26 protein-coding genes and 1 pseudogene are annotated in these 24,933 nt (G+C 55.7%); 12 read left to right on the top strand and 15 right to left on the bottom strand.

Going from position 1 to position 24,933, the window contains the following annotated elements; translation table 11 throughout:
• Positions 1–69 precede the first annotated feature (69 nt).
• Positions 70–1,257: an aminotransferase class V-fold PLP-dependent enzyme gene (locus JQ848_RS17050; protein ID WP_161718037.1), complete on the bottom strand. Its 1,188-nt coding sequence runs from the start codon at positions 1,255–1,257 to the stop codon at positions 70–72.
• A 12-nt stretch (positions 1,258–1,269) separates the two neighbouring features.
• Positions 1,270–1,506 (bottom strand): DUF3820 family protein, encoded by a 237-nt coding sequence (locus JQ848_RS17045; protein ID WP_019693207.1) that lies wholly within the window; start codon positions 1,504–1,506, stop codon positions 1,270–1,272.
• A gap of 207 nt (positions 1,507–1,713) precedes the next feature.
• Here JQ848_RS17045 and JQ848_RS17040 point away from each other — a divergent pair, with 207 nt between their 5' ends.
• Positions 1,714–2,181: a ferritin-like domain-containing protein gene (locus tag JQ848_RS17040; protein ID WP_161718038.1), complete on the top strand. Its 468-nt coding sequence runs from the start codon at positions 1,714–1,716 to the stop codon at positions 2,179–2,181.
• A gap of 113 nt (positions 2,182–2,294) precedes the next feature.
• On the opposite strand, the gene JQ848_RS17035 is transcribed toward JQ848_RS17040, so the two are convergent.
• Both JQ848_RS17035 and JQ848_RS17030 read right to left on the bottom strand, forming a co-directional pair.
• Entirely contained in the window at positions 2,295–2,765 is a 471-nt protein-coding gene (locus JQ848_RS17035) for a MaoC family dehydratase (protein WP_003440732.1), read from the bottom strand.
• A 71-nt stretch (positions 2,766–2,836) separates the two neighbouring features.
• Positions 2,837–3,781 carry an alpha/beta hydrolase gene (locus tag JQ848_RS17030; RefSeq protein ID WP_003440734.1) on the bottom strand — a complete coding sequence of 315 codons (945 nt, stop codon included), beginning with the start codon at positions 3,779–3,781 and terminating at the stop codon, positions 2,837–2,839.
• 209 nt (positions 3,782–3,990) lie between these two features.
• Between JQ848_RS17030 and fadD2 the strand changes: the two genes are divergently transcribed.
• Both fadD2 and fadD1 read left to right on the top strand, forming a co-directional pair.
• Entirely contained in the window at positions 3,991–5,679 is a 1,689-nt protein-coding gene (gene fadD2, locus JQ848_RS17025) for a long-chain-fatty-acid--CoA ligase FadD2 (RefSeq protein ID WP_202210966.1), read from the top strand.
• 359 nt (positions 5,680–6,038) lie between these two features.
• Positions 6,039–7,730 carry a long-chain-fatty-acid--CoA ligase FadD1 gene (gene fadD1 / locus JQ848_RS17020; protein ID WP_003440738.1) on the top strand — a complete coding sequence of 564 codons (1,692 nt, stop codon included), beginning with the start codon at positions 6,039–6,041 and terminating at the stop codon, positions 7,728–7,730.
• Positions 7,731–7,832: 102 nt separating this feature from the next.
• Here the strand turns inward: fadD1 and JQ848_RS17015 are convergent, their stop codons facing one another.
• Positions 7,833–8,213 (bottom strand): hypothetical protein, encoded by a 381-nt coding sequence (locus JQ848_RS17015; RefSeq protein ID WP_003440740.1) that lies wholly within the window; start codon positions 8,211–8,213, stop codon positions 7,833–7,835.
• A 200-nt stretch (positions 8,214–8,413) separates the two neighbouring features.
• On the opposite strand from JQ848_RS17015, the gene JQ848_RS17010 reads away from it, so the two are divergent.
• The 3 genes from JQ848_RS17010 to def all read left to right on the top strand — a co-directional run bounded on the left by JQ848_RS17010 (position 8,414) and on the right by def (position 10,285).
• On the top strand, positions 8,414–8,605 hold the full coding sequence (locus tag JQ848_RS17010) for a CsbD family protein (RefSeq protein ID WP_003440746.1): 192 nt from the start codon (positions 8,414–8,416) through the stop codon (positions 8,603–8,605).
• A gap of 184 nt (positions 8,606–8,789) precedes the next feature.
• Positions 8,790–9,743: a YihY/virulence factor BrkB family protein gene (locus JQ848_RS17005; RefSeq protein WP_003440749.1), complete on the top strand. Its 954-nt coding sequence runs from the start codon at positions 8,790–8,792 to the stop codon at positions 9,741–9,743.
• Positions 9,744–9,745: 2 nt separating this feature from the next.
• Positions 9,746–10,285: a peptide deformylase gene (gene def / locus JQ848_RS17000; RefSeq protein WP_003440752.1), complete on the top strand. Its 540-nt coding sequence runs from the start codon at positions 9,746–9,748 to the stop codon at positions 10,283–10,285.
• A 76-nt stretch (positions 10,286–10,361) separates the two neighbouring features.
• Here the strand turns inward: def and JQ848_RS16995 are convergent, their stop codons facing one another.
• Positions 10,362–10,766 (bottom strand): GNAT family N-acetyltransferase, encoded by a 405-nt coding sequence (locus JQ848_RS16995; protein WP_003440755.1) that lies wholly within the window; start codon positions 10,764–10,766, stop codon positions 10,362–10,364.
• 589 nt (positions 10,767–11,355) lie between these two features.
• On the opposite strand from JQ848_RS16995, the pseudogene JQ848_RS23005 reads away from it, so the two are divergent.
• Both JQ848_RS23005 and JQ848_RS23000 read left to right on the top strand, forming a co-directional pair.
• Positions 11,356–12,126: pseudogene (locus tag JQ848_RS23005) on the top strand (PAS domain-containing protein); the annotation flags it as partial.
• Positions 12,127–12,135: 9 nt separating this feature from the next.
• Positions 12,136–12,675: a methyl-accepting chemotaxis protein gene (locus JQ848_RS23000; RefSeq protein ID WP_238143970.1), complete on the top strand. Its 540-nt coding sequence runs from the start codon at positions 12,136–12,138 to the stop codon at positions 12,673–12,675.
• A gap of 55 nt (positions 12,676–12,730) precedes the next feature.
• Here the strand turns inward: JQ848_RS23000 and JQ848_RS16985 are convergent, their stop codons facing one another.
• Entirely contained in the window at positions 12,731–14,170 is a 1,440-nt protein-coding gene (locus JQ848_RS16985) for an MFS transporter (RefSeq protein ID WP_127195971.1), read from the bottom strand.
• A gap of 152 nt (positions 14,171–14,322) precedes the next feature.
• Entirely contained in the window at positions 14,323–15,354 is a 1,032-nt protein-coding gene (gene gntR, locus JQ848_RS16980) for an HTH-type transcriptional regulator GntR (RefSeq protein WP_003440777.1), read from the bottom strand.
• A 228-nt stretch (positions 15,355–15,582) separates the two neighbouring features.
• On the opposite strand from gntR, the gene JQ848_RS16975 reads away from it, so the two are divergent.
• Positions 15,583–16,116, top strand: coding sequence for a gluconokinase (locus JQ848_RS16975; RefSeq protein WP_003440780.1), 534 nt, complete (start codon positions 15,583–15,585; stop codon positions 16,114–16,116).
• Positions 16,117–16,198: 82 nt separating this feature from the next.
• A complete protein-coding gene (locus JQ848_RS16970; protein WP_003440786.1) occupies positions 16,199–17,551 on the top strand; it encodes a GntP family permease in 1,353 nt (450 codons plus the stop codon).
• A 51-nt stretch (positions 17,552–17,602) separates the two neighbouring features.
• Here the strand turns inward: JQ848_RS16970 and alaC are convergent, their stop codons facing one another.
• Complete coding sequence (gene alaC / locus JQ848_RS16965; protein ID WP_010655918.1) at positions 17,603–18,811, bottom strand: alanine transaminase; 1,209 nt, start codon at positions 18,809–18,811, stop codon at positions 17,603–17,605.
• A 189-nt stretch (positions 18,812–19,000) separates the two neighbouring features.
• On the opposite strand from alaC, the gene JQ848_RS16960 reads away from it, so the two are divergent.
• Complete coding sequence (locus tag JQ848_RS16960; protein WP_003440794.1) at positions 19,001–19,492, top strand: GyrI-like domain-containing protein; 492 nt, start codon at positions 19,001–19,003, stop codon at positions 19,490–19,492.
• On the opposite strand, the gene JQ848_RS16955 is transcribed toward JQ848_RS16960, so the two are convergent.
• The 5 genes from JQ848_RS16955 to JQ848_RS16935 form a co-directional block, all read right to left on the bottom strand.
• Entirely contained in the window at positions 19,489–19,995 is a 507-nt protein-coding gene (locus tag JQ848_RS16955) for a GNAT family N-acetyltransferase (RefSeq protein ID WP_003440796.1), read from the bottom strand. The genes JQ848_RS16960 and JQ848_RS16955 overlap by 4 nt on opposite strands.
• 114 nt (positions 19,996–20,109) lie before the next feature.
• A complete protein-coding gene (mddA, locus tag JQ848_RS16950) occupies positions 20,110–20,898 on the bottom strand; it encodes a methanethiol S-methyltransferase (protein ID WP_202210964.1) in 789 nt (262 codons plus the stop codon).
• A 143-nt stretch (positions 20,899–21,041) separates the two neighbouring features.
• A complete protein-coding gene (locus tag JQ848_RS16945; protein ID WP_202210963.1) occupies positions 21,042–22,229 on the bottom strand; it encodes a GAF domain-containing sensor histidine kinase in 1,188 nt (395 codons plus the stop codon).
• A 154-nt stretch (positions 22,230–22,383) separates the two neighbouring features.
• Positions 22,384–22,689, bottom strand: a complete 306-nt coding sequence (locus JQ848_RS16940) for a PepSY domain-containing protein (protein WP_003440805.1) — start codon at positions 22,687–22,689, stop codon at positions 22,384–22,386.
• A 104-nt stretch (positions 22,690–22,793) separates the two neighbouring features.
• Positions 22,794–23,927 (bottom strand): glycerophosphodiester phosphodiesterase, encoded by a 1,134-nt coding sequence (locus JQ848_RS16935; RefSeq protein ID WP_202210962.1) that lies wholly within the window; start codon positions 23,925–23,927, stop codon positions 22,794–22,796.
• Positions 23,928–24,063: 136 nt separating this feature from the next.
• On the opposite strand from JQ848_RS16935, the gene JQ848_RS16930 reads away from it, so the two are divergent.
• Entirely contained in the window at positions 24,064–24,387 is a 324-nt protein-coding gene (locus JQ848_RS16930) for a DUF2025 family protein (protein ID WP_003440813.1), read from the top strand.
• Here the strand turns inward: JQ848_RS16930 and JQ848_RS16925 are convergent.
• Positions 24,384–24,917, bottom strand: a complete 534-nt coding sequence (locus JQ848_RS16925; RefSeq protein WP_010655915.1) for a DUF1003 domain-containing protein — start codon at positions 24,915–24,917, stop codon at positions 24,384–24,386. The genes JQ848_RS16930 and JQ848_RS16925 overlap by 4 nt on opposite strands.
• Between the last annotated feature and the right edge of the window lie 16 nt (positions 24,918–24,933).

Raw genomic sequence — 24,933 nt, 5'->3', positions numbered from 1 at the left:
CGGCGCACCTTTTTTTTGTCCGCAATTCCCAACGATGAGTCACCTGCAGGAGCAAGCTCGCTCCTGCAGTTAGCCCCGGGAAAGCTCGCGCAGTGCCCTGATCAACCTGTTGATGTCATCCAGCGAGGTGGTGAGGCCCACGGTGATGCGAATACAGCTACCGCAGGCTGAACCGCCGCGCACCACGGTGAACAGGTTGTAATCCTTGAGCAGACGATCTGCCATCGGTGTTTGATCCTGCAGGTGGGTGAATCGCAGGGCAGAAATGGCGCATTGCAGACGCGGGTCATCAGGCGTGAGCACTTCGATGCCCGGCATTTTTCGCGCTTCACTCACCCATAGCTCGCGCAGATAGTTCAGGCGTTCGCCTTTGGCCCGGGCGCCACCCAGGTCTTTGTGCTCTTGCAGCACCTTTGGCAGGGTCAGCCATGCCGGAATATTGACCGTGCCATAGGGGGCCCGGTTACGAATATCAGGTTCCGGGTAACGTTGACTGCCCATGTCCGGGCTAATGTCTGCCAGACGCCGCGGGTCGATATACATGACCCCCAGGGTCAGTGGTCCGCCGATCCATTTATGCAGGTTGTAACCGGCAAAGGCCACGCCCAGGGCCTGCAGGTCGAACTCGATCTGGCCAAGCGCATGGGCACCGTCCAGCACCACGTCCACGCTGTGGGCGTTGGCCGCATCGACTATCGCCTGCACCGGCATGACCAGTCCGGTGAGGTGTGTCACGTGGGTCAGCGCCATCAGCTTGATTCGCGGATGACGTGCCAATACCTCACGATAGCTGGCGACCAGGCTGTCATGGCTGGCGGGGTGCTCATGGATTATTTCGATGATCTCAAGCCCGCGCTGCCGGGCCACCCAGCGCATGGCTGACTCGACGCTGGGGTACTCCAGGTCGCTGATCAGCAACTGATCGCCGGGCTGCAAGGCGTTGTAGTTGCGAATCAGCGATTGCAGGGCATCCGAAGCGCAGCGGGTGAGGGCGATGCTGGCGTCTTCAACGCCGAGCAAGCCTGCCAGTTGATGATGGATCTCGATATTCTGCGGACCATCGAATTGCGGGCGCACATGCACCGAGTTCTTGCGGTTGATAAAGTCGATATTGCGCTGGTAGTCCTGGGCAACTCCTCGGGTCATGCGCCCGAAGTAGCCGTTTTCCAGATTGACCGGACCGGCTGCTACGTCGTAGCGCTCGGCGATGCTGTGCCAATAATCTTCGTTGCGGGCGTTCTCTTCAATCCTTGGCATGGGGCAACTCTATCAGTGGCGGGGTTTGGGTTTTCCGTGTTTGGCGCGCAACGGGTCGAGCAGGTCTGACAGACCGTTGTGATCGATTTCCTGCATCAGGGCCAGAAGACCGCCCAATTCGCCGTGTGGAAAGCCTTCTCGGGCAAACCAGTTCAAATACTGGCCCGGCAGGTCGGCAATGATCCGCCCCTTGTATTTGCCGAATGGCATTTCGCGGGTCACCAGCAGTTCGAGTTTTTCGGGGTTCATGCAGCAGCCTTCAGGTACGTGATGCAACGAATGATAAATACAGGCATTTTGCATGCAGGCCAATTGACAGATCATGCAAAAAAACCGGATACAGATAGTTATGATTTCTATAACTTATTGATATATAAGGATTTATTCAAATTCAGCAACTGGCACGGGGTCTGCAAATACTAATGCACGATCCTCAACCTTGTAAGGAATTGAATAATGACTGACCTCAATAAAGAAGCCATCTCTGTCCTGAACGATCTGATCGAAACCAGTAAAGACGGTCAGGAAGGGTTCAAGACCTGCGCCGAAGATATCAAGCATCCTGAGCTCAAGGCCCTGTTTGCAAAACGCTCTGCAGATTGTGCGGCTGCGGCTGCCGAGCTGCAGGCCGCGGTACGCCAGTTGGGTGGCGACCCGGAGACCAGTACAAGCGTGGCGGGTGATTTGCATCGTCGCTGGGTCGATGTGAAATCGATGTTTACCGGCAAGGATGAAGAGGCAGTGCTCAATGAAGCCGAGCGCGGCGAAGACCATGCGCTGAAGGCTTATAAGGAAGCGCTGGCAAAAATCGAGAAGCACCAACTGCTGCACATTCGTGATCTGGTAGAGCGTCAGTACCATGGCTTACAACGCAATCACGACCAGGTCAAGGCTCTGCGCAACCAGGCTCGTGCCCGCTCTTAAACGTAAACGCCTGCGTAGCCCTTGGTAGCTGAGGGCTGACTCGCATACAGCAAAAACCCGGCCTGTCATCCAGGCCGGGTTTTTGCGTTGCGGGCATTTGCACGTCGTGCAAATCAGCTAATGCTGATAGCCGGCAACGGGGTCAGGGTTACGGTTTGTTGTTTGCGCGGGGCAATGATTTCGGCTTCGCCATCGACCACGATTTCATCGCGTTGATTGAACACACGGGTCGCTATACGCACGCGGAACTTGGGCAGTTTCTCGAGAATTTCCAGACGCACGGTCAGGGTGTCGCCAATTTTCACCGGCTTCTGAAAGGTCATTTGCTGGCCGACATAGATAGTGCCCGGGCCAGGCAACTCACAGGCCACGGCTGCACTGATCAGCGCGCCACTGAACATGCCGTGGGCAATGCGTTCTTTGAACATGGTTGCGGCGGCAAACTCCGGATCCAGGTGCACCGGGTTGTGGTCACCGGACATGGCCGCAAAAAGCTGAATGTCGCGCTCTTCGACGGTTTTGCTGTAACTGGCAGTCTGGCCGACTTCAAGGGCTTCGTACGGGGTGTTGGTAACCTGAGTCATCTAGCGCATGTCCTGTGACGAGTGTTTAATTTCAAGTTTTTGATTTTAAAGTATTTTTTAGAATGGTCGAGCTATTCGCTGTGGGGCGGGCGGGAGCGAAGCAGGGCCTGGTCAAGCCATTCGACAACATCTGCAGTCACTTCGTCACGGTTGATTTCGTTGAAGAGCTCATGCCGTGCCTGGGGGTAGATTTTGAGTTGCAAGTCCTGACTGCCGGCTTTGCGTAAAGCCCCGGCCAGGGATTCCAGGCGCTTGCCTTCACTGACCGGGTCACAGGCGCCACCCATCACCAGCAAAGGCAGGGCTGAATCAATTTGCACGAGGTTGGACGCTTTGCTGATTTGCTGCAAGCCGCCCAGCAGATCAATCCAGAGTTGATTGGTGCAACGAAACCCGCACAAGGGGTCGTTGGCGTAGGCATCGACTTCGGCCGGATCGCGACTGAGCCAGTCATAGCGGGTGCGATTGGGCTTGAATGCTTTATTGAACGAGCCAAAGGACAACCATTCGATCAGCGCGCTGCGTCCTTTCGGGCCCTGGCGCCAGCGTTCCAGTCGGGCTATCAGGCTGGCAGCCCGGTAAAGCGCGACAGGCTGGAAATTGGAGGCGCTCAGAATTGCCCCCTGCAGGCTGTTGCTGTGGTGGAGCAAGTACGCCTGGGCGATGTAGCTGCCCATGCTGTGGCCAAGCAGGAAGATCGGGAGCCCCGGGTGGGCCTGGCCGATGTGCTGATGGAGGCTGGCGACATCACTGACCACCGCGCACCAGCCATCATGGTCAGCAAAGTAGCCCGGTGTTCCGCGTTCGGCCGTTTTACCGTGTCCGCGTTGGTCGTGGGCATACAGGCCAAAACCGGCTTCATTTAGCGCCTTGCCCAGTCGGGCATAGCGAGCAGTGTGTTCCGCCATGCCGTGGACCAGCAACACAATGGCTTTGGGCGTAGCGCCAGGCAGCCACTGATTAACCAAAAGGCCGCTACGGTCATTCGCGTCCAGCCAGAAAGTCTGATGAATCATGGCCATTCCTTTACACGGAGTAGGAGCAGTGTATAGCGCATTCACAGGCAAACCACTTAACTGGCGATGCCGCGGTAATAAGATTCAAGATGTAAATGGCGAATATCGGTGTATTTGCCTACAACTTGATAACTGTTAACGTCAGTTAGCTCCGCTTTTCAACGCCCAAGGGAAGCGGCCAGGCACATTCAGGTCCGAGGACAAAAATAATGCAACCTGATTTCTGGAATGACAAACGTCCTGCCGGTGTACCGCTGGATATAGATATGACGGCCTTCACATCGGTCGTTGATGTGTTTGAACGCTCGTGCAAGAAATTCGCCGATCGTCCGGCGTTCAGCAACCTGGGTGTGACCATCACTTATGCCGAACTGGAGCGCCACAGCGCAGCGTTTGCCGGTTATCTTCAAAATCATACCGACCTCAAGCCCGGCGACCGCATCGCTGTACAGATGCCCAACGTGCTGCAATATCCGATCGCGGTATTTGGTGCGTTGCGCGCCGGTCTGATCGTGGTCAACACCAACCCGCTGTACACCTCTCGCGAAATGCGCCATCAGTTCAAAAGTGCCGGGATTCGGGCGCTGGTGTACTTGAACATGTTCGGCAAGCGCGTGCAGGAAGTGCTGGCAGATACCGAGATCGAGTACCTGATCGAAGCCAGAATGGGCGACATGATGCCGGCTGCCAAAGGCTGGATTACCAACCTGGTGGTCGACAAGGTCAAAAAGCTGGTGCCGGCCTACCAGTTGCCCCAGGCCACTGCCTTTAAAAGCGTATTGCACCGGGGCGCAGGCCAGCCGATTCGGCCGGTGCCGGTGACGCTGGATGACACGGCAGTCCTGCAATACACCGGTGGCACCACCGGACTGCCCAAGGGCGCAATGCTCAGTCACGGCAATCTGGTGGCCAACATGCAGCAGGTGCGTGCTTGTCTGTCCCAGCATGACGAGAGTGGGCAACCGATTCTCAGGGACGGTCGGGAGGTCATGGTGGCGCCGTTGCCGCTGTACCATATCTATGCATTTACCGCTAATTGCATGGGTATGATGGTCACGGGTAACCACAACATCCTGATCACCAATCCGCGTGATATCAAAGGTTTCATCAAGGAGCTGAAGAACTGGCGGTTCACCGCTTTTCTGGGACTTAACACCCTGTTTGTCGCGCTGATGGACCATCCGGACTTCAAGAGCCTGGACTTCTCGGGGCTGAAGGTCACCAACTCGGGCGGTACTGCGCTGGTCAAGGCCACGGCCGAGCGTTGGGAAAAAATCACCGGATGCCGCATCGTTGAGGGCTACGGCCTGACTGAAACGTCACCGGTGGCCAGTGCCAACCCCTGTGGTTCTCTGGCCCGGCTGGGCACCGTGGGCATGCCGGTTCCGGGTACGGCGATGAAAGTAGTCAGCGATGATGGCAGCGACCTGGGTTTGGGGGAGCGCGGCGAGCTATGCGTCAAAGGCCCGCAAGTCATGAAGGGGTACTGGCAAAACCCGCAGGCAACGGCCGAAGTGCTGGACGCCGAGGGCTGGTTCAAGACGGGTGATATTGCGGTGATTGATCCCGATGGTTTTGTCCGGATTGTCGATCGCAAAAAGGACCTGATCATCGTTTCGGGTTTCAACGTGTACCCCAATGAAATCGAAGATATCGTGATGGCCCACCCCAAAGTGGTGAATTGCGCGGTAATCGGCGTGCCTGACGAGCGCACCGGGGAGGCCGTCAAACTCTTTGTAGTCGCGCGCGAAGGCGGGGTCAGCGTTGAAGAGCTCAAGGCGTACTGCAAGGACAACTTCACCGCTTACAAGGTACCCAAGCAGATAGTGCTGCGTGACTCCTTGCCCATGACTCCCGTGGGGAAAATCCTGCGTCGCGAGTTGCGTGATAACGCCTGATTCCATCAGCCTGGTGAAAAACGCCCGTTTGCTTTGAGCAGGCGGGCGTTTTTATTCGTCTATAACAATAGACAGGGTTTGATCTGGATCTCTGAGGGGGCGCCGTAATGCCTGAATTAGAGCGGTTTTACTATCAATAGAGCTATTGTACTAATGATGACTTTGGATTGTCCTACAGTCAGGTTTGTGACTCTGCGGGCCATCTTTGGCTCTAGGCGGCCTCTGGCAAAGCTGCTACTCTCGGCGCGCTTTGTGACTTCTCGGTAAGTGAAAAGCCAGATTTATCCATTACAAAAATCACACAAATAATAACCGCATCAATGCGGTGAAGAATTCGCGACGCTGAGGAGTGGGCTTCCATGATTGAAGACTTTTGGAAGGATAAGTACCCAGCTGGGATTGCTGCTGAAATCAACCCGGATGAATACCCGAATATTCAGACGGTACTGCGCCAATCTTGCCAACGTTTTGCGGATAAACCCGCATTTAGCAACCTCGGTAAAACCATCACCTATGGTGAGCTTTACCAACAGTCAGGTGCATTTGCCGCCTACCTGCAGCAGCACACCGACCTGCAACCCGGCGATCGCATTGCTGTGCAGTTGCCCAACTTGCTGCAATACCCGATCGCTGTGTTCGGAGCCATCCGCGCCGGCTTGATCGTGGTTAATACCAACCCGCTGTATACCGCGCGGGAAATGGAACACCAATTCAATGACTCCGGCGCCAAGGCGCTGGTATGCCTGGCGAACATGGCGCATCTGGCCGAAAAGGTCGTGCCCCAGACTTCGATCAAGCATGTGATCGTTACTGAAGTGGCTGACCTGCTGTCGCCCTTCAAGCGCGTGTTGATCAACAGTGTCATCAAGTACGTGAAAAAAATGGTCCCGGCGTATCACTTGCCCAAGGCCATCAAGTTCAACGATGTGTTGAGCAAGGGGCATGGCCAGCCAGTAAACGAAGCCAGCCCGCTTGCCAATGACGTCGCGGTTCTGCAATACACGGGCGGCACCACCGGTGTGGCCAAGGGGGCGATGCTGACCCATCGCAACCTGATCGCCAACATGCTGCAGTGCAAGGCGCTGATGGGTTCCAACCTTAACGAAGGTTGCGAAATCCTGATCACGCCATTGCCGCTTTATCATATCTACGCGTTCACCTTTCATTGCATGGCAATGATGCTGCTGGGCAATCACAACATATTGATCAGCAACCCGCGTGACCTGCCGGCGATGGTTAAAGAGCTGTCGAAGTGGAAGTTCTCCGGCTTCGTAGGGCTTAACACCCTGTTTATAGCGCTGTGCAACAACGACGGGTTCCGCAAGCTGGACTTCTCGTCCCTGAAAGTGACCCTGTCGGGGGGCATGGCCCTGCAACTGTCCGTGGCCGAGCGCTGGAAGACGGTAACCGGCTGTGCCATTTGCGAAGGCTACGGCATGACCGAGACCAGCCCGGTGGCCTCGGTCAATCCGATCCAGCACATTCAGATCGGCACTATCGGCATTCCGATGCCTTCGACCCTGTGCAAAGTGATCAATGATGCGGGTGAAGAGCTGCCGTTGGGTGAAATCGGCGAGCTATGCATCAAGGGCCCGCAGGTGATGAAAGGTTATTGGGAGCGTCCTGATGCAACTGCCGAGATCATGGACAGCGAAGGCTGGTTGAAGTCCGGCGACATCGCGCTGATTCAACCTGATGGCTATATGCGCATTGTCGATCGCAAAAAAGACATGATCCTGGTCTCTGGCTTTAACGTTTACCCGAACGAGCTGGAAGATGTGATGGCCTCATTGCCGGAAGTGTTGCAGTCGGCGGCGATCGGTATTCCTGATGAAAAAACCGGCGAGCTGATCAAGGTTTTTATTGTGGTCAAGCCGGGCATGACCCTGAGCAAAGAGCAGGTCATGGCGCACATGCGCGCGAACCTGACCGCTTATAAAGCGCCGAAAGTTGTCGAGTTCCGTGACAGTTTGCCGACCACCAACGTAGGCAAGATCCTGCGCCGTGAGTTGCGTGACGAAGAGATGAAGAAACTGGGCCTTAAAAAGTAATCTGCCCTTAAACAACAAAGCCCCGCATTGCGGGGCTTTTTTGTTTCAGCTCGCGTTTACCACTGTGCAGGAGCGAACTCGCCCCTGCAGGGTTTGCGCTGTTTATTTTTGCAGAAACTGCGAAAAGTTGACGCCTGTGCCTGTCGGACGCACGTCCTGCAGGAAGGAGTCTTTGTCCGCGCTCAGCTCAAGACTCATGGTCGGCGTACGCTTGTGCGTCGCTCGTACCACCATGCCTTCGCGTTTCTCGCGCAGGAACGCAGTGGTGACCTTCAGGTGCAGCAGTTCATCGGTACTTGGGGTATGCAGCAACAGATGCACCCATTCGTACTGACCGACGGCCAGACGCGCCAGGGGAATATCGAACCACCAGATGTTCTTGTTGGTGTTCAATGTGGCGAAATGGCAGTTGTTGACGCCAAGCACAGCGCCGCCAAGTTCCTGGTTTCTGCGGGCAATGGCCAGCTTTTTATCGAGTTTCATAACCTTCCTACAATTGCTGATCTTCAGCGCCATAGCCTGAATCCGTTGCGCATTCTCGGGGGTTAGGCGGCAAACATAAAGCTCAACCTGCGCGGAACGACGAAATGATGGCCAGAAAATAAATGAAACTCCTGCGGTGACGATCGGGTCAATGATTCTGTCGATGTAATGACATCCGAAATTTCATCAGGAGAAATCCCATGAGCAGCACTGGCGATAAGATCAAAGGCAAAGCGAACGAAGCAGTAGGTAATGTCAAACAAGCGGTGGGGAAAGCGACCGACAATGACAAGCTGCGTGCCGAAGGCAAGGCCCAGGAGCTGAAAGGCGAAGGCCAGCAAGCGGTAGGCAAGGTGAAAGATGCGGTCAAGAAAACCGTCGATAAAGCCTGATAACCCAGGATTGCCGCAGGTGCGTCGGGTACCTGTGGCGAACATGAACGGTCATCCATGTGATGGCCGTTTTTGTATAAGTGTTTCCATAGTCGCCAACTTGACTACATTTGAGGTAAAACCCCAACCCAGAGCTTATGGCTGGCTTGCACAACCTACTTTTTAAGCGGCGAAAGGAGACGCTATGTTATTCCCGGTCTTGAATGGCCTGCCGTTGGGCAAAGTACTGATTCGCACGGTGAAAGAGTTTATCGACGATGAAATGTCGACTTACGCCTCGGCACTGGCCTATCAAATGCTGTTTTCGTTATTCCCTTTCATTCTGTTTTTGATTGCCCTGATCGGCTTCTTGCATCTGCCGGACTTTTTCTCCTGGTTGCGCCTGCAGTCTGAACTGGTACTGCCGCCGCAGGCACTGGAGCAGGTCAACCCGGTCATCGATCAGTTGCAGCAGTCCAAGGGCGGATTGCTGTCGGTGGGTATCGTAATTGCCCTGTGGACCGCTTCGGCCGGTGTGCGGCTGATGATGAGCGCCATGAATGCCGCCTACGATGTGGTCGAGGGGCGGCCAGTCTGGAAGCGATTCCCGCTGTCGATTTTTTACACCATCGGCATTGCCGGAATGCTTCTGGCAGCCGCCGCGCTGATGGTGCTCGGGCCGCAGGTGATGAGCTGGCTGGCAGGACAGGTCGGGCTCGAAGAGTTCGTGGTGACACTGTGGACCATCCTGCGCTGGCCTGTGATTGTGCTATTGCTGATGGTGGCGGTGGCGGTGATTTACTACGTCATGCCGGATGTGGAGCAAAAATTCCGGTTTATCACCCCGGGTTCGGTGCTGGCGGTGGTTGTGTGGATCGTGGCTTCGCTGGGCTTTGCCTTTTATGTCAAAACCTTTGCTGACTACAACGCCATGTATGGCAGCATCGGTGCGATCATCGTGCTGTTGCTGTACTTCTACATTTCTGCCGCGGTGCTGCTGCTGGGGGCTGAAATGAACGCCGTGATCGAGCACATGTCGGCAGAGGGCAAGGATCCGGGCGAAAAAACCTTCGATGGCTCCGACGACCCTGATCCCAAGCAACACGTCTCCGGGCTGGGGCGTGACCATTCCATTCCATCCACTCCAGATGAAGCCTGACTATGATTCGTGAAATTCTGAAAATGGGCGATGAGCGTTTATTGCGCGTTGCCCAGCCGGTGCCGGCTGAAATGTTCGATACCCCGGAACTCTGGCAGTTGCTGGACGATATGTTGCAGACCATGGAGCACGCGGGCGGTGTGGGGCTGGCGGCCCCGCAAATCGGGGTTGACCTGCAGATGGTGATCTTCGGGTTCGAGCACAGCGAACGTTACCCTGATGCTGAAGCCGTACCACAAACCATCCTGATCAATCCGTTGATCACTCCGCTCGGTCCGGCGCTTGAAGAAGACTGGGAAGGCTGCCTGTCGGTGCCTGGTTTGCGCGGGGCAGTCGAGCGTTTTCAGAAGATCCGTTACGAAGGTTTCACGCCTAAAGGTGAACCGATCGTACGTGTGGCGGAAGGTTTTCATGCACGAGTAGTGCAGCATGAATGCGACCACCTGATCGGTCGCCTGTACCCGTCGCGGATCAAGGATTTCAGCAAGTTCGGTTTTATCGAGGTGTTGTTCCCGGACCTGGAGCCGGGCACCCGGGAATAACTGCCTTGCTTTGCAGGGGCGAGCTCTTTGAATGCTCTTCAAACAGCTCGCCCCTGCAGGGAGGGGAGCGCCGGGTTTAACGGCCCATCGCTATCATCGCCTTGTTGCGTTGATAGCGCACCAGCCGCTCATACAGGGCATGGGGCAAGTCAACCTCCAGACTGAACCCCATCTTTTCATAGAGACCTTGCAGTTCAGGGTCGCAAAACAACCAGACCGTGCCTTCGCACTGCGATATTGCCGCGTTGACCAGCGTGGTGGCTATGCCTTGCCCGCGTACTGCCGGATCGACAAACAGGCCGGTCAACCAGTAACCGTTGGCCATTGGTCGCAGACACAAACCGGCGACTATCTGGTCCTGGCGGGCAACCCACAATTGAGCTTCCTTGCTCGCTTTCATCGACGATTGGTGAGAGCGGTAAAACTTGTTCAGCAAGGGCCACAACGGCGCGTCGAGCGAAGAATAAGCAATGGCAGTCATAAGTCCACAGGCTTGAAAAGGGAGCGGCAGTATAAACAAATAAGTGCTTGAACTTTATAAACCTTGGGTATTGCCGCTTATTTGCAATTAAAACGCTTTGTTTATCATTGTTTTTTGAATAAAGGGTTTTAAATCCGAGTGGGTTCCCGATAGGTGTTATACCTGTGCCACACCCCCTGAACAGTTGAGCGCTTAACATGGCTAAAGGTATGGATTCAAAGAAGGCCGCGAAAAAGAAACCGGCCAAAACAGCCGATGAAAAACGCGCGGACAAGAAAACCAAAAAATCCGAAGTCGGATTGTTTGGTCACTGAGTGATTTACAGGAGCCCGTATTCCGGGCTCCTTGGTTTTTTGATTGGCGCAACGTCGATTTGGATTATTCTGCGCAATTGAGCACTTCGTCGCACACTGATGGCGATTTGCTTGCACGCTGTATCTGGCTGGCTATGCTTCAATTCTTGGGGGTTGAACATATAAAACTTACATCCCCGAAGTGCGCACATCTCTATGTTAAAGGCAGCAGGCACGTTTTCTTGTGTCGTGAAGCGTTTGAATTATCAATAGAAAGCATCTTCAGGAATTGAGCCATGTTCAACTTTCATCACAAAGCCGACCTGCTTGAGAATCAGCGCCTCACCTGTTCTCTGGATGAGAGCAAGGCCAAGCTGATGGCCGTCAGCCGCTCAATGGCAATCATTGAGTTCACTGCCGATGGCGTCATTGTGGATGCCAACGAAAATTTCTGTCGCGTGACGGGTTACTCGGTCGATGAGATCTGCGGTAAACATCACCGTCTTTTTTGTGAACCGGACTATCTGCGCACTGAACAATACGCACAGTTCTGGAAGGACCTGGCCAGTGGGTTGCCCATGAGCGGCACTTTCTTGCGGCTTGATAAAGCCGGGCGCGAGATCTGGCTTGAGGCCAGCTACATGCCGATCACCGGCCCGAACAATGAGGTGACCCGGGTCCTCAAGGTGGCAACCGAGATTACCGAGCGGATCAACAAAGAGCGGGAAAATCAAAGCATTGTGAATGCATTGAGCCGCGCCATGGCGATGATCGAGTTCTCGCCCGATGGCCGTGTGATCAACGCCAATCAGAACTTTCTCGACACCATGCATTATTCACTGTCTGAAATTGTCGGGCAGCACCACAGCATGTTCTGTCGCAGCAGTGAGAGCGAGTCTGGCGCCTATAAAGCTTTCTGGGCTTCCCTGAATCGCGGTGAATACCATTCCAGACGCTTTGAACGGGTCGATAAATACGGCCATACAGTTTTCCTGGAAGCGTCCTACAACCCGATTTTTGATGCCAAGGGCCGACTGTATAAGGTCGTCAAATTCGCCAGCAACATCACCGCCCAAGTGACTAACCTGCAAACCGCCGCCGAGTCGGCCCACAGCACTTCGGTACAGAACGACGCCTGTGCGCAGAAGGGTTCTCAGGTGGTTCAGCAGACTGTACAAATAATCGAAGCCATCTCCAAAGATCTCAATGAAGCCGCGCAAAGCATCGATGCGGTGAACAAGCAGTCCGACATCATTGGCAAAATCGTGCAGACCATTCGTGGTATTGCGGATCAAACCAATTTACTGGCGCTCAATGCTGCGATTGAGGCGGCCAGGGCCGGTGAACATGGGCGGGGTTTTGCTGTGGTGGCGGATGAGGTCAGAAGCCTGGCGGCACGTACCAGCGCGGCAACTGTGGAAATTGTCGAGGTGGTGCGCAAGAACCATGATTTGTCGCTGAGCGCGGTGAGCAGCATGCAGTCGAGCCTGAGCCGGACCGGGCTCGGGGTTTCGCTGGCGAATGAGGCCGGGGAGGCGATTCTGGAAATCCAGCAGGGCTCCAAGCATGTGGTGGATGCCATCAGCCAGTTCAACTCGACGCTGCAACTGCATTAAAGGCCACCCCCCCCCCCCGACCGATTGTGTGAGCCGGCACCCCGGCTCACCGTTGTTACCGATGGGCAATGCTCTCCAGTGCCAGGTTACGGGTACGCGGACCAAACCCGCCGATGGTGATCATCACGATCAGCATGCTGCTGACGATAAACGCCAATACCCCCGGCGTGCCGAAGTGCTCCAGGAAAATACCCACCAGCAAACTGCTGAACACAGTTGACAACCGGCTGAATGAATAGCAGAAGCCGACGGCACGCGCCCGGATGTTGGTCGGGAACAGTTCGCTTTGATAAGAGTGATAGCTGAAGCTCAGCCAGGCGTTGCAGAAGGTGATCATCACACCGCAGAACACCAGGCCCAGCGCGCTGGTCTGAAACGCGAACAAGGTACCGAAAATCATTGCTCCAAGCGCTGAGCCAACAATCTGCCACTTGTTTTCAAAGCGGTTGGCAAAGCGCATGAACAGCAGCGGCCCAAGGGGGTAGGCCAGGGTAATGATGAAGGCGTACATCAGACTGTGGGTGACGCTGACCCCCTGTCCTGAAATCAGCGCGGGCAACCAGTTGCCGAAGCCAAAGAAGCCGATGGCCTGAAAGACGTGAAACACGATCAGCATGATGGCGCGTCGGCGATACGGCGGTTTCCAGATATCGGCAAAGCGGCCTTCACCTTCAAGGTTCACGGGTTCGGGTTCGGGCGTATCCAATGGTTTTTTGTGGTCACTCAGGCAGCGGGCTTCCAGATCATCAAGGATCCTGTTGGCCTCTTCAAAGCGACCCTTTTGCGCCAGCCAGCGCGGGGATTCAGGCAGGCTAGAGCGTAACCACCAGATAAACAGGGCAAACACGGCGCTGGCCAGCACCACCCAGCGCCAGCCCGAGACGCCAAACGGCGCCTGTGGCACCAGCCACCAGGACATCAATGCAACGGCTGGCACTGACAAGAACTGAATAAAAAACGCAAAGGCGAAGGCCGAACTGCGCATGCGCTTGGGCACCAGTTCTGACAGGTAGGCGTCAATCGTGACCAGCTCGATACCCAGACCAATGCCCACCAGGAAACGCATGAAGATGATGCCTGCAGCCGAACTCTGAATGCCCATCAACACCGTGGCCAGGGTGTACCAGATCAGGGCGAAGGTGAAAATTGCGCGCCGTCCGAAGCGGTCGGCCAGAGGGCTGAGCATACTGGCGCCAAGGAACAGGCCAAGAAAAGTGGCCGAGGCAAATGCAGCCTGATCAGAAAAACCGAACACCCCTTGTGCGCCCGTAGCGAAAATACCGTCACGAATCAGGCCCGGGCTTATATAGGCAGTCTGGAACAGGTCGTAAAGCTCAAAAAAACCGCCTATTGAAAGCAGTGCCACTAATTTCCAGACACTGGCCACGGCCGGCAGGCGATCAATCCGTGCGCTGATCCAGGCCGCACGGGCAGGATCGATTCCGTCCGCTTGGGCGGCCGTTGCGCCAGGGTAGGTAGAGGAGACTTCAGGCATTGGCGAACTTCCTTTTTCTGTAAGTCAGAAAGGGTAGTTCGCTTGCCAAGGTTATTGCTTGTGAAGTTCAGGCCCTGGGCGGAGGAATTCAGCGCCTTGTTGCCATAAATGGTTACAAATTAGTGCTTTATGCTGCGCCAGCTTAATCGGGGCTAGGTGCTTTCGCGCACCATCAGGTCAAAGCCCATGTCCTGCACCGGGTTGGCAACCCTGTTTCCCGCCATCAACGTGAGCATCTGCTCGGCTGCATGACGGCCAATGGCTTCTCGCGGAGTACGAATGCTGCTGAGGCGCGGCACCATAAACTCGGAGGAGGGAAGGTCATTGAATCCCAGAATGGCAATTTGTCCGGGGATTTTGATGCCGATGCGTGCAGCTTCCAGCAGGGCGCCCTGCGCCAGGTCGTCATTGCCGAAAAATATTGCATCCACCTGCGGATGGTTGGCCAGCAACTGCAAGAACATCTCGCCGCCCAGGCCGACAGAAGAGGGGCGGGGAGTCAGGATTTCCAGGTCGGGGTTGTACAGCCCGGCCTGCTGCAAGGCCAGGCGATAGCCTTCGCCGCGCAGGAGGGTGCGCTGATCAAGCTGTGCACCTATATAGGCAAGTTGGCGGCGGCCCCGTGAAATCAGGTGCCGGGCAGCGGTCTCACCGGCCTTCAACTGTGAAAAACCTACGCAGTTGAGGCCCTCGGCGGCGTCCAGTTCCATCATGTACACGCAGGGCACATTGCTGTTTTCGATCATCCGGCGCGAGCTTTCGGAACGATCAAAACCTGTCAATAACAGACCCCGTGGCTGATAGGCCATGTAGTTGCGCAGCAGGTTTTCTTCTTCGTCCCGTGAGTAGTGAAAGTTGCCGATCAGCACTTCAAAGCCCTTGGGCCGCAGTACGGCATGGATAGCTTCGAGGGTGTCGATAAACAGCAGGTTGGACAATGACGGCACCAGCACCACCACCGAATGGCTCTGCGCCGAAGCCAGCGCCCGGGCAGCCGGATTGACCACATAGTTCAGCTCATCGGCCGCTTTGCGTACCTTTTCCGCCAGCTCGGTGGCAACACTGCTGATCCCGCGCAAGGCCCGCGAGGCGGTAATAGGGCTGACGCCGGCAAGGCGGGCGACTTCATTAAGGGTGGGGCGACCCGTGGTTCGGGTGTTTTTATCGTTTTTAAAGGAGGTCATCGGGCGGCTTGCCAAACAAAAAACAAGTCACTAAGGTAGCGCTGTCCTAGGATCCCCGCAATTGCCTGATTGCGTGTAGGGCAGTTACCCCAGCTTTGTATGTAGAGAGCGCCACCGCGTCTCCCCATAAAAACGAGAAATAGACGTCGGTAGCCTGGTCTTTGTGCTTTGCTTTCAACTATTGAACGCAGCAACAAAGACAGCGCTGTCTACGGACTGAGGTGTTTCATGAGTCAACCTATCACTGCCCTGGTCATAATGGGTGTTGCCGGCTGCGGCAAGTCCAGCGTGAGCCAGGCGTTGTGCCAGCTCAACGGCGCGACCCCGATTGAAGGCGATGCGTTTCACCCTGCGGCCAACATTGCAAAAATGAGTGCAGGTATTCCCCTGACCGATGACGACCGTGCCGGCTGGCTAGACAGCCTGTGCGATGAACTGCGTCGTGCCGTAGCCAAAGGCCAGCATCCGGTCTTGACCTGTTCGGCCCTGAAATTGCGTTATCGCGAGCGTCTGCGCAGTGCGGTCGACGGTCTTGGATTTGTGTTCCTGGAGCTGACGCCAGAGGTTGCCGCTGATCGAGTGGCCCATCGTCCGGGGCACTTCATGCCCAAGACGCTGATCGACAGTCAGTTCGCTGCGCTTGAGTCACCTGTCCATGAGCCTCTGGTGCTGACATTGAATGCCGCGCAACTGGACATCGACCAACTGGCGCGCGCTACCCGTGACTGGTGGCGTGAGCAATCACTGTTGGCAACGTCATGATTTTGTTACAGATAGACAGCGCTACCCGCCTCAGCCATGGCTGCATTTGCGTAGTTGATAACAACAAGACAGGAGACGCCCCATGCTAGGCATGTCCCACAATACCTTTCTGCTGCTTGATGCAGTTGTGACCATTATCGGGCTGATCGTATTGATCACCCGGTTCAAGCTGCATCCCTTTATTGCCTTGATCATCGCCTCTGCGTTTCTGGGCCTGACGGCGGGCATGCCTGCCAACCTGATCATCAAGTCGTTCCAGGATGGTTTTGGCGGCGTGCTGGGCTTTGTCGGGATCATCCTGGCTCTGGGCACCATGCTTGGCAAAATGATGGCTGACTCCGGTGGTGCCGACCAAATCGCCCGTACCCTGATCCGTGCCTTCGGCAAGGAGCGGGTGCAGTGGGCGATGATGTTTGCCGCGTTTTTAGTCGGGATTCCATTGTTTTTCGAGATCGGTTTTGTATTGCTGATCCCGCTGGTATTTATTGTGGCGCGCCGCACCGGAGTATCGATCATAAAAATCGGCATTCCGCTGCTGGCCGGTTTGTCCGCAGTGCACGGCCTGGTGCCGCCGCACCCGGGGCCATTGCTGGCCATTGGCGTGTTCGGTGCTGATATCGGCAAAACCATTCTGTACGGCCTGATCGTCGCGTTGCCGACGGCAATCATTGCCGGTCCGATCTACGGCACTTTCATTGCCAAATACATTCCCGGCACACCATCCCAGGAATTGATGGACCAACTGGCGAGCGAACCTGAGTCCAGCAGCCTGCCGAGCTTCAGCATTACTCTGATCACCGTGCTGTTGCCGGTGTTCCTGATGTTGCTCAAGACGTTCGCGGACGTGGCGTTGCCCGATGGCAACTTCTTCCGTGTCTGGATGGACATGATCGGTCATCCGATCAGCGCCCTGTTGCTGGCTTTGTTGTTGGCGCTGTACACCTTTGGTGCACGCCAGGGCATCGACTCCAAGCGCATTCTCAAGTTGCTCGACGCGAGTCTGGCGCCCACCGCAGCGATCATTCTGATCATTGGTGCGGGCGGCGGTTTCAAGCAGATGCTGGTAGCCAGCGGTGTGGGTGATGTGATCGGTCACATGGCGGTCAACGCGCAGATCTCGCCGATCTTGCTGGCGTGGCTGGTGGCTGCGGTGATCCGCATTGCAACCGGTTCTGCCACTGTTGCAACTATTACCGGGGCGGGGATTGTGTTGCCGGTGGTGGATTTGATTCCCGGGGTTAACCGGGAACTGCTGGTACTGGCAACAGGTGCAGGTTCGCTGATTTTGTCCCACGTCAACGATGCGGGTTTCTGGCTGGTGAAGCAGTACTTCAACATGACCGTGGCTGAAACCTTCAAGACCTGGACTGCGATGGAAACCATTCTGTCGATCGTGGCCCTGATCTTTATCTTGCTGCTGTCGCTGGTGATTTAAAGCCTTCTGCTGCGCCAGGAGCGAGCCCGCTCCTGGCGCAGATAAGAAACCTCAGTTGGCGCTCACGCCATCCGCCCGGAACATCGCGCGAATACCACGCAAGGCCTGACGGATGCGGTCCTGGTTTTCAATCAGGGCAAAGCGCACATGATCATCCCCGTACTCACCAAATCCTACGCCTGGTGAGACACAAACCTTGGCGTCCGCCAGCAGCTTCTTGGCAAACTCCAGTGAGCCCAAGTGTGCATAGGCCTCGGGAATCTTGGCCCAGACATACATCGAGGCTTTCGGGTTTTCGACCATCCATCCCAGTTCATGCAAGCCTTTGACCAGCACGTTACGGCGTTGCCGGTACTGCTCTGCAATATCCTTCACGCATTGCTGGTCGCCTTCGAGGGCAGCAATTGCCGCGACCTGCAGCGGGGTAAAAGTACCGTAGTCGTGGTAACTCTTGATCCGTGCCAGGGCGTTGACCAGCTCTGCATTGCCCACCATAAAGCCGATACGCCAGCCTGCCATGTTGTAGCTTTTTGACAGGGTGAAGAACTCAACCGCAATGTCCTTGGCGCCCGGTACCTGCATGATCGACGGGGCTTTCCAGCCGTCGTAGACGATGTCTGCATAGGCCAGGTCGTGAACCACCAGCACATCGTATTGCTTGGCCAGGGCCACCACGCGCTCGAAGAAGTCCAGTTCGACACACTGGGCCGTGGGGTTGGACGGGAACCCAAGGATCATCATTTTGGGCTTTGGAATCGAGCCGCGAATGGCTTTTTCCAGTTCGGCAAAGAAGTCAACGCCGGGAATCAGGGGAACCGAGCGCACCTGGGCGCCGGCAATCACGGCACCGTAAATGTGAATCGGGTAGCTGGGGTTCGGCACCAGCACCGTGTCGCCCTGATCCAGCGTAGCGAGCATCAGGTGCGCCAGGCCTTCCTTGGAACCGATGGTAACAATGGCTTCGTGTTCGGGGTCGATCTCAACGTTATAGCGGTCGGCATACCAGCGAGAAATGGCCCGGCGCAGGCGTGGGATTCCGCGGGAAGTTGAGTAGCCGTGGGTGTCTTCACGCTGTGCGACGGTGCAAAGTTTTTCGACAATATGCGGTGGCGTCGGGCCGTCGGGGTTGCCCATGCTGAAGTCGATAATGTCTTCGCCACGGCGCCGTGCCGCCATTTTCAGCTCGGCAGTGATGTTGAATACATAAGGGGGGAGTCGATCTATGCGCGCAAAGCGGCGCGGCGAACCTTGGTCTGCCATGTGTGCCTCTGGTACGTAAGCGCCCGGAACCGTCCGAGCGACGCTGACCACTGCGGTGGTCTGGGCGAGACAATAAAGGCGCTGATGGCCTTTTGTCCAGATACAAGTTTTTGACCTGTCATCACCCCCGGGTTTTTTGTTCCTATACTGACCCGATCCGTTTCCTACTCACTCAATGAGCACGATCTTATGGAACAGGCAGAGAAGTTCGATTTACCAGCCCCGCGATTTACCAAAGGTCACTTTCAGTTGATTGCCGGTTTGGGCGGACGTTTTACCCAGGAGAGTGCTGAGCAGATTCCACTGCTGTGGGAACAGTTTCTGCCGGAAAGCGATAACATCCCCTGCAAAGTTGGCGAGGAAACCTATGGCGTTTGCTGTAACCCGGATGGCCAGGGCGGCTTCGAGTACATCGCCGGGGTTGCCATCAGCAAGCTGGATGACTTGCCTGAGCGCTATCGCTGGATTGAGCTGCAAGAACAGGAGTACGCCGTATTCGAGCATCGTGGCTCGCTGGCCGGTTTGAGTCAGACCTTTCAGTCGATCTGGAAAGACTGGCTGCCCCAATCATCCTATGAAGCCGCGGATGCTCCAGAGTTCGAGCGCTACAGTGCCGACTTCAATCCGCATACCGGTGCCGGTCTGTTGGAGATCTGGTTGCCGGTCAAGCCGCGGTCCTAGCTCGCCTGTGCATGTGTGCCGTGGGCCTCGGCAAGATCGAGCACCAGGCGTCGCTCACCCAGATATGCCTCGCCACATTCAACCCAGCCCTGGCTCAGGTAAAAGGCCAGTGCGCTGGTATTGAAAGGGCTGACAGACAGCATCAACTGCCGGATCTCGGGCCATAGCAGACTGACTGCCAGGGGCAGTTGCCGCAGGCAGGCTTTGCCCAGGCCCTGGCCTTGTACTCGCTTGTCGACCTGCAATGCATGCAGGGTGGCGCAATCAGCTTCAGCCCAATGGGCCAAAAGCGGCTTGCGCCTGAGCAGCAAGAAGGCCACTGGCCGCTCATCACCCAAGAGTACGAAACCTTTGATCCCCGGATGGGGTTCGGCCGGCAGTGAATACAAGGCTGACTCGATGTTGCCCGAGTAGGCGATTTGTTCAGCATGAACTTCAAGCGTCTGTAACTGCTCGAGTTGGCGCGGTGTCAGGTCTTCATAGGCACAGAGTCGGGTGTTCATGCTGGGGTTCTGTCGAAGTGCAATGGGGGCCACCGAACCGTTGGTTCAGTGGCCGTTTGAAGATCACGTCAGTTTCTACCCATCTGCAGTTCAAATACAGAAAATATCCGCATATCAGTCCTGAGGGTCAGGCTTGCGATGTGGAAAGGGCACTAACATGCCGACGGTTTTTTGATAGTGGCGGTATTTCTCACCAAATATTTCGACCAGGTCTTTTTCTTCCAGGTACGAGCCAATCATGATGTAAACCGTACTGGTCAGCGCAAACACCAGATGCCCGACAGTCATGGCGGGCGTGGCCCAGAATGCGATCAAAAAGCCCAGGTACAGCGGGTGGCGTACGATTTTGTAGAGCAGTGGGGTCTTGAAGGTACTGTCCACTGCTCTGGGTTTACGCAAGGTATCGAGGGCCTGCTTGATCCCGAATAGCTCAAAATGGCTGATCAACGCGGAAGCCAGGAATACTAGGCCCCATCCGAACCAGAACAGGCCACTGAGCAGCCCGGTGGCCAAGGGTGAATCGACCTTCCAGACCAGGGTGTCGATCGGCTGCCACCACCAGCACATCAATGCCAGAACCGCACTGGAAGCCAGTACATAGGTAGCGCGTTCAATCGGGGCAGGCACGAAATTTTGCCACCAGAGTTTGAAGCTTTTACGGGCCATGACGCTATGTTGTACGGCAAACAGACTGATCAACAGCACATCGACGAGAAGTGCCTGCGGCCACGGAATTCCCGGGCCTGAATCAATACTTTTGGGAACGGCTACATTGCCCAGAAAGCCTATGAAGTAGAGAAAGCCCAGCAGGAAACACAGGTAACAGAGCAGGCTGTAGAGCAGGCAGGCAATTTTTGCTGTGGGACTGAGGGGGCGAGGTTTGTGTTCGGATCTGGTCAACATGAACGAGTCCTTTCGAAGATGGAAAAACAGAGCTACACGTCCTCCAACTTAGTTCATATCGGCCAGCTGGCCCGCGCCAGTGGTCGGCGCCAAAAAATCACTCCCCGTGCAATGTGGCTCCTGGTTGCGGCGAAAACTGCCCGTCACGAGCCAGGTTGCGCCTCGAATTCAAAGGTAAAGACCGTACCCTGCTGTTCATTGGAAATCACCTCGACATGGCCGCCATGGGACAGGGCGATCTGGCTGGCAATGTACAGGCCCAGCCCCAGCCCGGCCTGTGGTGTGTCGTTGGCGGGACGGTAGTAGGGTTGAAACAGGTACGGCATGACCTCTGCCGGAATGGGCGGCCCCTGATTGGTGACGCTAAGGCTAAAGACCCGGTCTAGGATCCGGGCTTCGACGTGAACCGGATCGGTGGCAGAACCATGGGTGATGGCGTTGGCCAGCAGATTGGAAAGCAGTTGTGCCAAACGGCCGCTGTCACAGCGAATGCTGTCCAGTGGCTCTATTTGTAACTGAATCAGGCGGTGGGGATGAACGCTTTGTACTTCCGAGATGACATGCCGCAACACTTGATCGAGGTCGGAGCATTCGCGCAGCGTCAAGGGAATTCCGCCACCGAGTCGGCCACGGGCAAAGTCCAGTACATCTTCTACCAGCTGCGAAGCGCGATAGCCGCAGGTCAGAATGTGTTGCACCAGATGCTCGGTCTTCGGATCGGGGTGTTTGTGCAATAGACGTTCGGCTGCTGTGGTAATGGAGAATAACGGGTTGCGTAAATCGTGGCCTATGACGGCAATGAACTGCTCGCGCAATTCAGCATTTTCACGCTCCTTGATCAGTGCCATCTCTGTGCGCTGCAAGTTTTCTTCGGCTTCAATTTGCAGCGAAAGCAGGCGCGAAAATGACTCCATCGTCGATTGTATGGCGCTGTTTTTGAGCCTTGCGGGTTCCGGGTCCAGGGCGCAGAGGGTGCCGAAGAACGTGCCGTCAGTGCGAAATACCGGAATCGTAATGTAACTCTCGAAGCGATACATTTTGGGTGTGGCATGGTGTTGGTACAACGGATCTGCGCTGGCCTGATCGATGATGATCGGCAGGTGTGAGGTCATGCTTTCAAAGCACAAGGTACTGATCAGATCCAGTTCCCCGCCGGCCTGCAAGCCAAAACCCAGGTTGTCGAGCACCGCGCACGCGGTCCAGGTTTGTTGGGTGACACGCGCAACGGCGGCAAAGCGCATTCCGGTCATTTCAGTGATGACCTGAAGAATCGCCGGTACGGCACTGATCCGGTTAATCGTCGCGATATCGGCGGCCGTACTGTGCCCCATGGGAAATGTTCTCGCAGAAAAAACCTGATTCTAGCCAGAACAACTGGAGCTCGTGCAAATTCATACTGGGTGAGTGTGAAAGTCCGAGGAGAGCAGGGGTAATAAAAAAGCCGCGCCCCTCATGACGAGGGGCGCGGCTTTTTATTTATGCGACTCAAGTATCTTGTTTGTCTTGCAGCACTTCGGCGGTTTTTGCATCGAGGTCTACATCCCACTTGATGCCTTTGGCGTCACGCAGTTCAACCTCATAAACCAGTTTGCCGTAGGAGTGATCCAGCTCGGTGTCGACAATGGTCGAACCGGGGTGTTTATCCAGTGCCGCTTGATTGAGTTTTTCAAATGAAGCGATCTCACCCGATTTGAGCAGGCCCGGAATATGGTCGGGGCGTACATCGGCCTGGGCCAGGCCGGCAGTCAGGGTCAGGGCGGCAGCGGCGAACATCAGGTTAAGTGGTTTCATGTTTAATCCCTCCAGGGTGAACTCTTTAAGTGGGATCAGATTAACCATGACAACTTAATTAATCCTTAATTTTCGCCCTGTGTCTGAATCACTTACTCAAGTTCTTAGTAGCCGTTCTGTTCCAGTAGTTGGTTCACGCTCTTTGTCGCGGGGCGCTGGTAGTACTTGAGCAGTTCGCTGGCGCGGTTAGTGAAGATGCCGTCTACACCGACATCCATGGCCTTCTTGAAGTCCACTGGCTCGTCAAGGGTGTAGACATGGACCAGCATGCCTTTGTCGTGGGTCGCCTGGTTCATCCACGGCTGAATCAGGTCGAAATAGCTCTGGGCACCTCCCGCGGTCAAGGCCGCAGACGGGCCTGTGCCGATGGCACCGTTGGCCTTGGCAAAGTCGAGCCACTGCATGAACTCGGCTTTGTCCCTGGGTTGAAGTCTGGCGTAATAGGCTGCTTTGTCCTTCGCGCCCGAGTCGGCAAAGCTGACGCTGGAGTTTGCTGCCATGCCGCCTTCGCCGACCCACAGGAGCAAGATTTTTGGTGTTTCGGGCATTTCTTTTTGCAGTAATTCAAGGCTGCTTTTTTCAAAGGTTTGCAGCACCACCCGGCCTTTGCCTTCACCGGTTTGAAGCGCACCCTTGTCAGCAGTTGAAACGACCGGTTTTAGCCAGCCGCGTTCGCCCAGCTTGTTTTTCAGGTCGCGCTCAATACCCGGAAACTGCTTGGGCTCTTTTGTTTCGATGTACAGGCCTGGCTTGTGCTGCGGGTTGCCCTGGGCAATATCGATAATTTCGTCCAGCGTCAGGATTGGCAGTCCGACATAGGCGGGGCGGGCGCGGTCGGGATAGGCCTGGTTGAACCAGCTACCGGCATCCAGGGTTTTCAGCTCTGCCAGGGTAAAGGCACTGGCCGGGCTGTCTTTGCGCTCGGGGAATTTTTGCGCAACATCCGTGGTGCGTAACAAGCTGTTGTCATGTAGCGCAAACAGCACTCCGTCTTTACTGCGTTGCAGATCCATCTCCAGGTAGTCGGCACCCAGGTCACGGGCAAGCTTGTAGGACGCAGCGGTAGACTCCGGTGCGTCGAAAGATGCCCCTCGATGGGCGATGACTGCCGGATGCGGGATGCCATGAGCGCTGGCCAGGGCTGCTTCGGATGCGTCTGGGGCGCTGGCGGCGTGTGCGCCACCGATTCCTAGCAGCAAGCTCAGCAGTAGAGTGCTTTTGGCAAAAGTAACAGGCATTGTTGAGGTCCTTGGTATTAGAAAATTTGTGCAGTACTCTTGATGTCATCAGCGTCCCCGGCAGAGGGATGAGTGTTAAATCTTGCGTGTAAATCATCGACCCTAGAGCCTTCCTGGCTCTTCAGTGAGGTTTACCATGCGCATCACTTCGCAGCTAATCTGCCAGGCCGCCGATCTACTTTACGGTTTTGTCGGTTTCAATCGTAAGACTCAACAGTACATTGTTCGTTTCAGTGAAGATTCTTTCGGGATGGATGTCGCCGACGACAACATCACGCCTGCTTGCGAGTTCGTCTGGCAGCCCGCGGCGCAGGACACCATGACACTCAAGCGCGAGCTGATCCAGTTGTTACTGGAGCAGAATATCGACGACCGCCTGAACATCACCGAGCCTTTGCGTGTGTACATGCAACGTCAGGACTTGCCTGAAATTACCGCGGTACGCCGCTGTGTCAGTTAAGGCGCCTTGCGCACCAGATGCTGGTGCATTTCCGAGGTCAGACTTTCAATTCGCTCGGTCAGTTGCTTGGTCATTTCGGTCAGCCGGGTGTTTTGCTCCAGCAACGTCATGATTTTCTCATTGGTTTGCGCTGCAGCGGCTTGTCGCTCGGTATTGGCCACGGCCAGTGCTTCACGGTGCTGGGCGTCAGCATCTGCCTGGGCCTTGTCCCGTGCCGCCTGGCGGGTTTGCGCCAACAAAATCAAGGGGGCGGCGTAAGCCGATTGCAGGCTGAAAGCCAGATTGAGCAGGATGAACGGGTAGATATCAAAATGCGTCACGCCAAACAGGTTCAAACACACCCATATCACCACGATCAATGTCTGGGCGCCTAGAAAGGTGGGCGTGCCAAAAAAACGGGCAAAGGCTTCGGCTCTCAAGGCGAACTTGTCACTGCCGAAAGTAGGTTCCAGATGGGCGTGGGCTCGATGAAAACGTAGGTGGTCAACTTTTTCAGGGGCGTGCGCAGTGTCGTTTTTATCTGTATTCACAGGGCTCTCGCTCTTG

It is taken from the genome of Pseudomonas paraversuta (assembly GCF_904067025.1).
In the GTDB taxonomy this organism is placed as follows: domain Bacteria; phylum Pseudomonadota; class Gammaproteobacteria; order Pseudomonadales; family Pseudomonadaceae; genus Aquipseudomonas; species Aquipseudomonas paraversuta.
Note: the sequence above shows the minus strand (reverse complement) of the source record. Positions and strands in the feature narration are given on the sequence as shown.

Bases quoted from the DNA above. Each gene is read 5' to 3' on its own strand.
- JQ848_RS17050 (WP_161718037.1), bottom strand. From the start codon at position 1,257: ATGCCAAGGATTGAAGAGAACGCCCGCAACGAAGATTATTGGCACAGC.
- JQ848_RS17045 (WP_019693207.1), bottom strand. From the start codon at position 1,506: ATGAACCCCGAAAAACTCGAACTGCTGGTGACCCGCGAAATGCCATTC.
- JQ848_RS17040 (WP_161718038.1), top strand. From the start codon at position 1,714: ATGACTGACCTCAATAAAGAAGCCATCTCTGTCCTGAACGATCTGATC.
- JQ848_RS17035 (WP_003440732.1), bottom strand. From the start codon at position 2,765: ATGACTCAGGTTACCAACACCCCGTACGAAGCCCTTGAAGTCGGCCAG.
- JQ848_RS17030 (WP_003440734.1), bottom strand. From the start codon at position 3,781: ATGATTCATCAGACTTTCTGGCTGGACGCGAATGACCGTAGCGGCCTT.
- fadD2 (WP_202210966.1), top strand. From the start codon at position 3,991: ATGCAACCTGATTTCTGGAATGACAAACGTCCTGCCGGTGTACCGCTG.
- fadD1 (WP_003440738.1), top strand. From the start codon at position 6,039: ATGATTGAAGACTTTTGGAAGGATAAGTACCCAGCTGGGATTGCTGCT.
- JQ848_RS17015 (WP_003440740.1), bottom strand. From the start codon at position 8,213: ATGAAACTCGATAAAAAGCTGGCCATTGCCCGCAGAAACCAGGAACTT.
- JQ848_RS17010 (WP_003440746.1), top strand. From the start codon at position 8,414: ATGAGCAGCACTGGCGATAAGATCAAAGGCAAAGCGAACGAAGCAGTA.
- JQ848_RS17005 (WP_003440749.1), top strand. From the start codon at position 8,790: ATGTTATTCCCGGTCTTGAATGGCCTGCCGTTGGGCAAAGTACTGATT.
- def (WP_003440752.1), top strand. From the start codon at position 9,746: ATGATTCGTGAAATTCTGAAAATGGGCGATGAGCGTTTATTGCGCGTT.
- JQ848_RS16995 (WP_003440755.1), bottom strand. From the start codon at position 10,766: ATGACTGCCATTGCTTATTCTTCGCTCGACGCGCCGTTGTGGCCCTTG.
- JQ848_RS16985 (WP_127195971.1), bottom strand. From the start codon at position 14,170: ATGCCTGAAGTCTCCTCTACCTACCCTGGCGCAACGGCCGCCCAAGCG.
- gntR (WP_003440777.1), bottom strand. From the start codon at position 15,354: ATGACCTCCTTTAAAAACGATAAAAACACCCGAACCACGGGTCGCCCC.
- JQ848_RS16975 (WP_003440780.1), top strand. From the start codon at position 15,583: ATGAGTCAACCTATCACTGCCCTGGTCATAATGGGTGTTGCCGGCTGC.
- JQ848_RS16970 (WP_003440786.1), top strand. From the start codon at position 16,199: ATGCTAGGCATGTCCCACAATACCTTTCTGCTGCTTGATGCAGTTGTG.
- alaC (WP_010655918.1), bottom strand. From the start codon at position 18,811: ATGGCAGACCAAGGTTCGCCGCGCCGCTTTGCGCGCATAGATCGACTC.
- JQ848_RS16960 (WP_003440794.1), top strand. From the start codon at position 19,001: ATGGAACAGGCAGAGAAGTTCGATTTACCAGCCCCGCGATTTACCAAA.
- JQ848_RS16955 (WP_003440796.1), bottom strand. From the start codon at position 19,995: ATGAACACCCGACTCTGTGCCTATGAAGACCTGACACCGCGCCAACTC.
- mddA (WP_202210964.1), bottom strand. From the start codon at position 20,898: ATGTTGACCAGATCCGAACACAAACCTCGCCCCCTCAGTCCCACAGCA.
- JQ848_RS16945 (WP_202210963.1), bottom strand. From the start codon at position 22,229: ATGGGGCACAGTACGGCCGCCGATATCGCGACGATTAACCGGATCAGT.
- JQ848_RS16940 (WP_003440805.1), bottom strand. From the start codon at position 22,689: ATGAAACCACTTAACCTGATGTTCGCCGCTGCCGCCCTGACCCTGACT.
- JQ848_RS16935 (WP_202210962.1), bottom strand. From the start codon at position 23,927: ATGCCTGTTACTTTTGCCAAAAGCACTCTACTGCTGAGCTTGCTGCTA.
- JQ848_RS16930 (WP_003440813.1), top strand. From the start codon at position 24,064: ATGCGCATCACTTCGCAGCTAATCTGCCAGGCCGCCGATCTACTTTAC.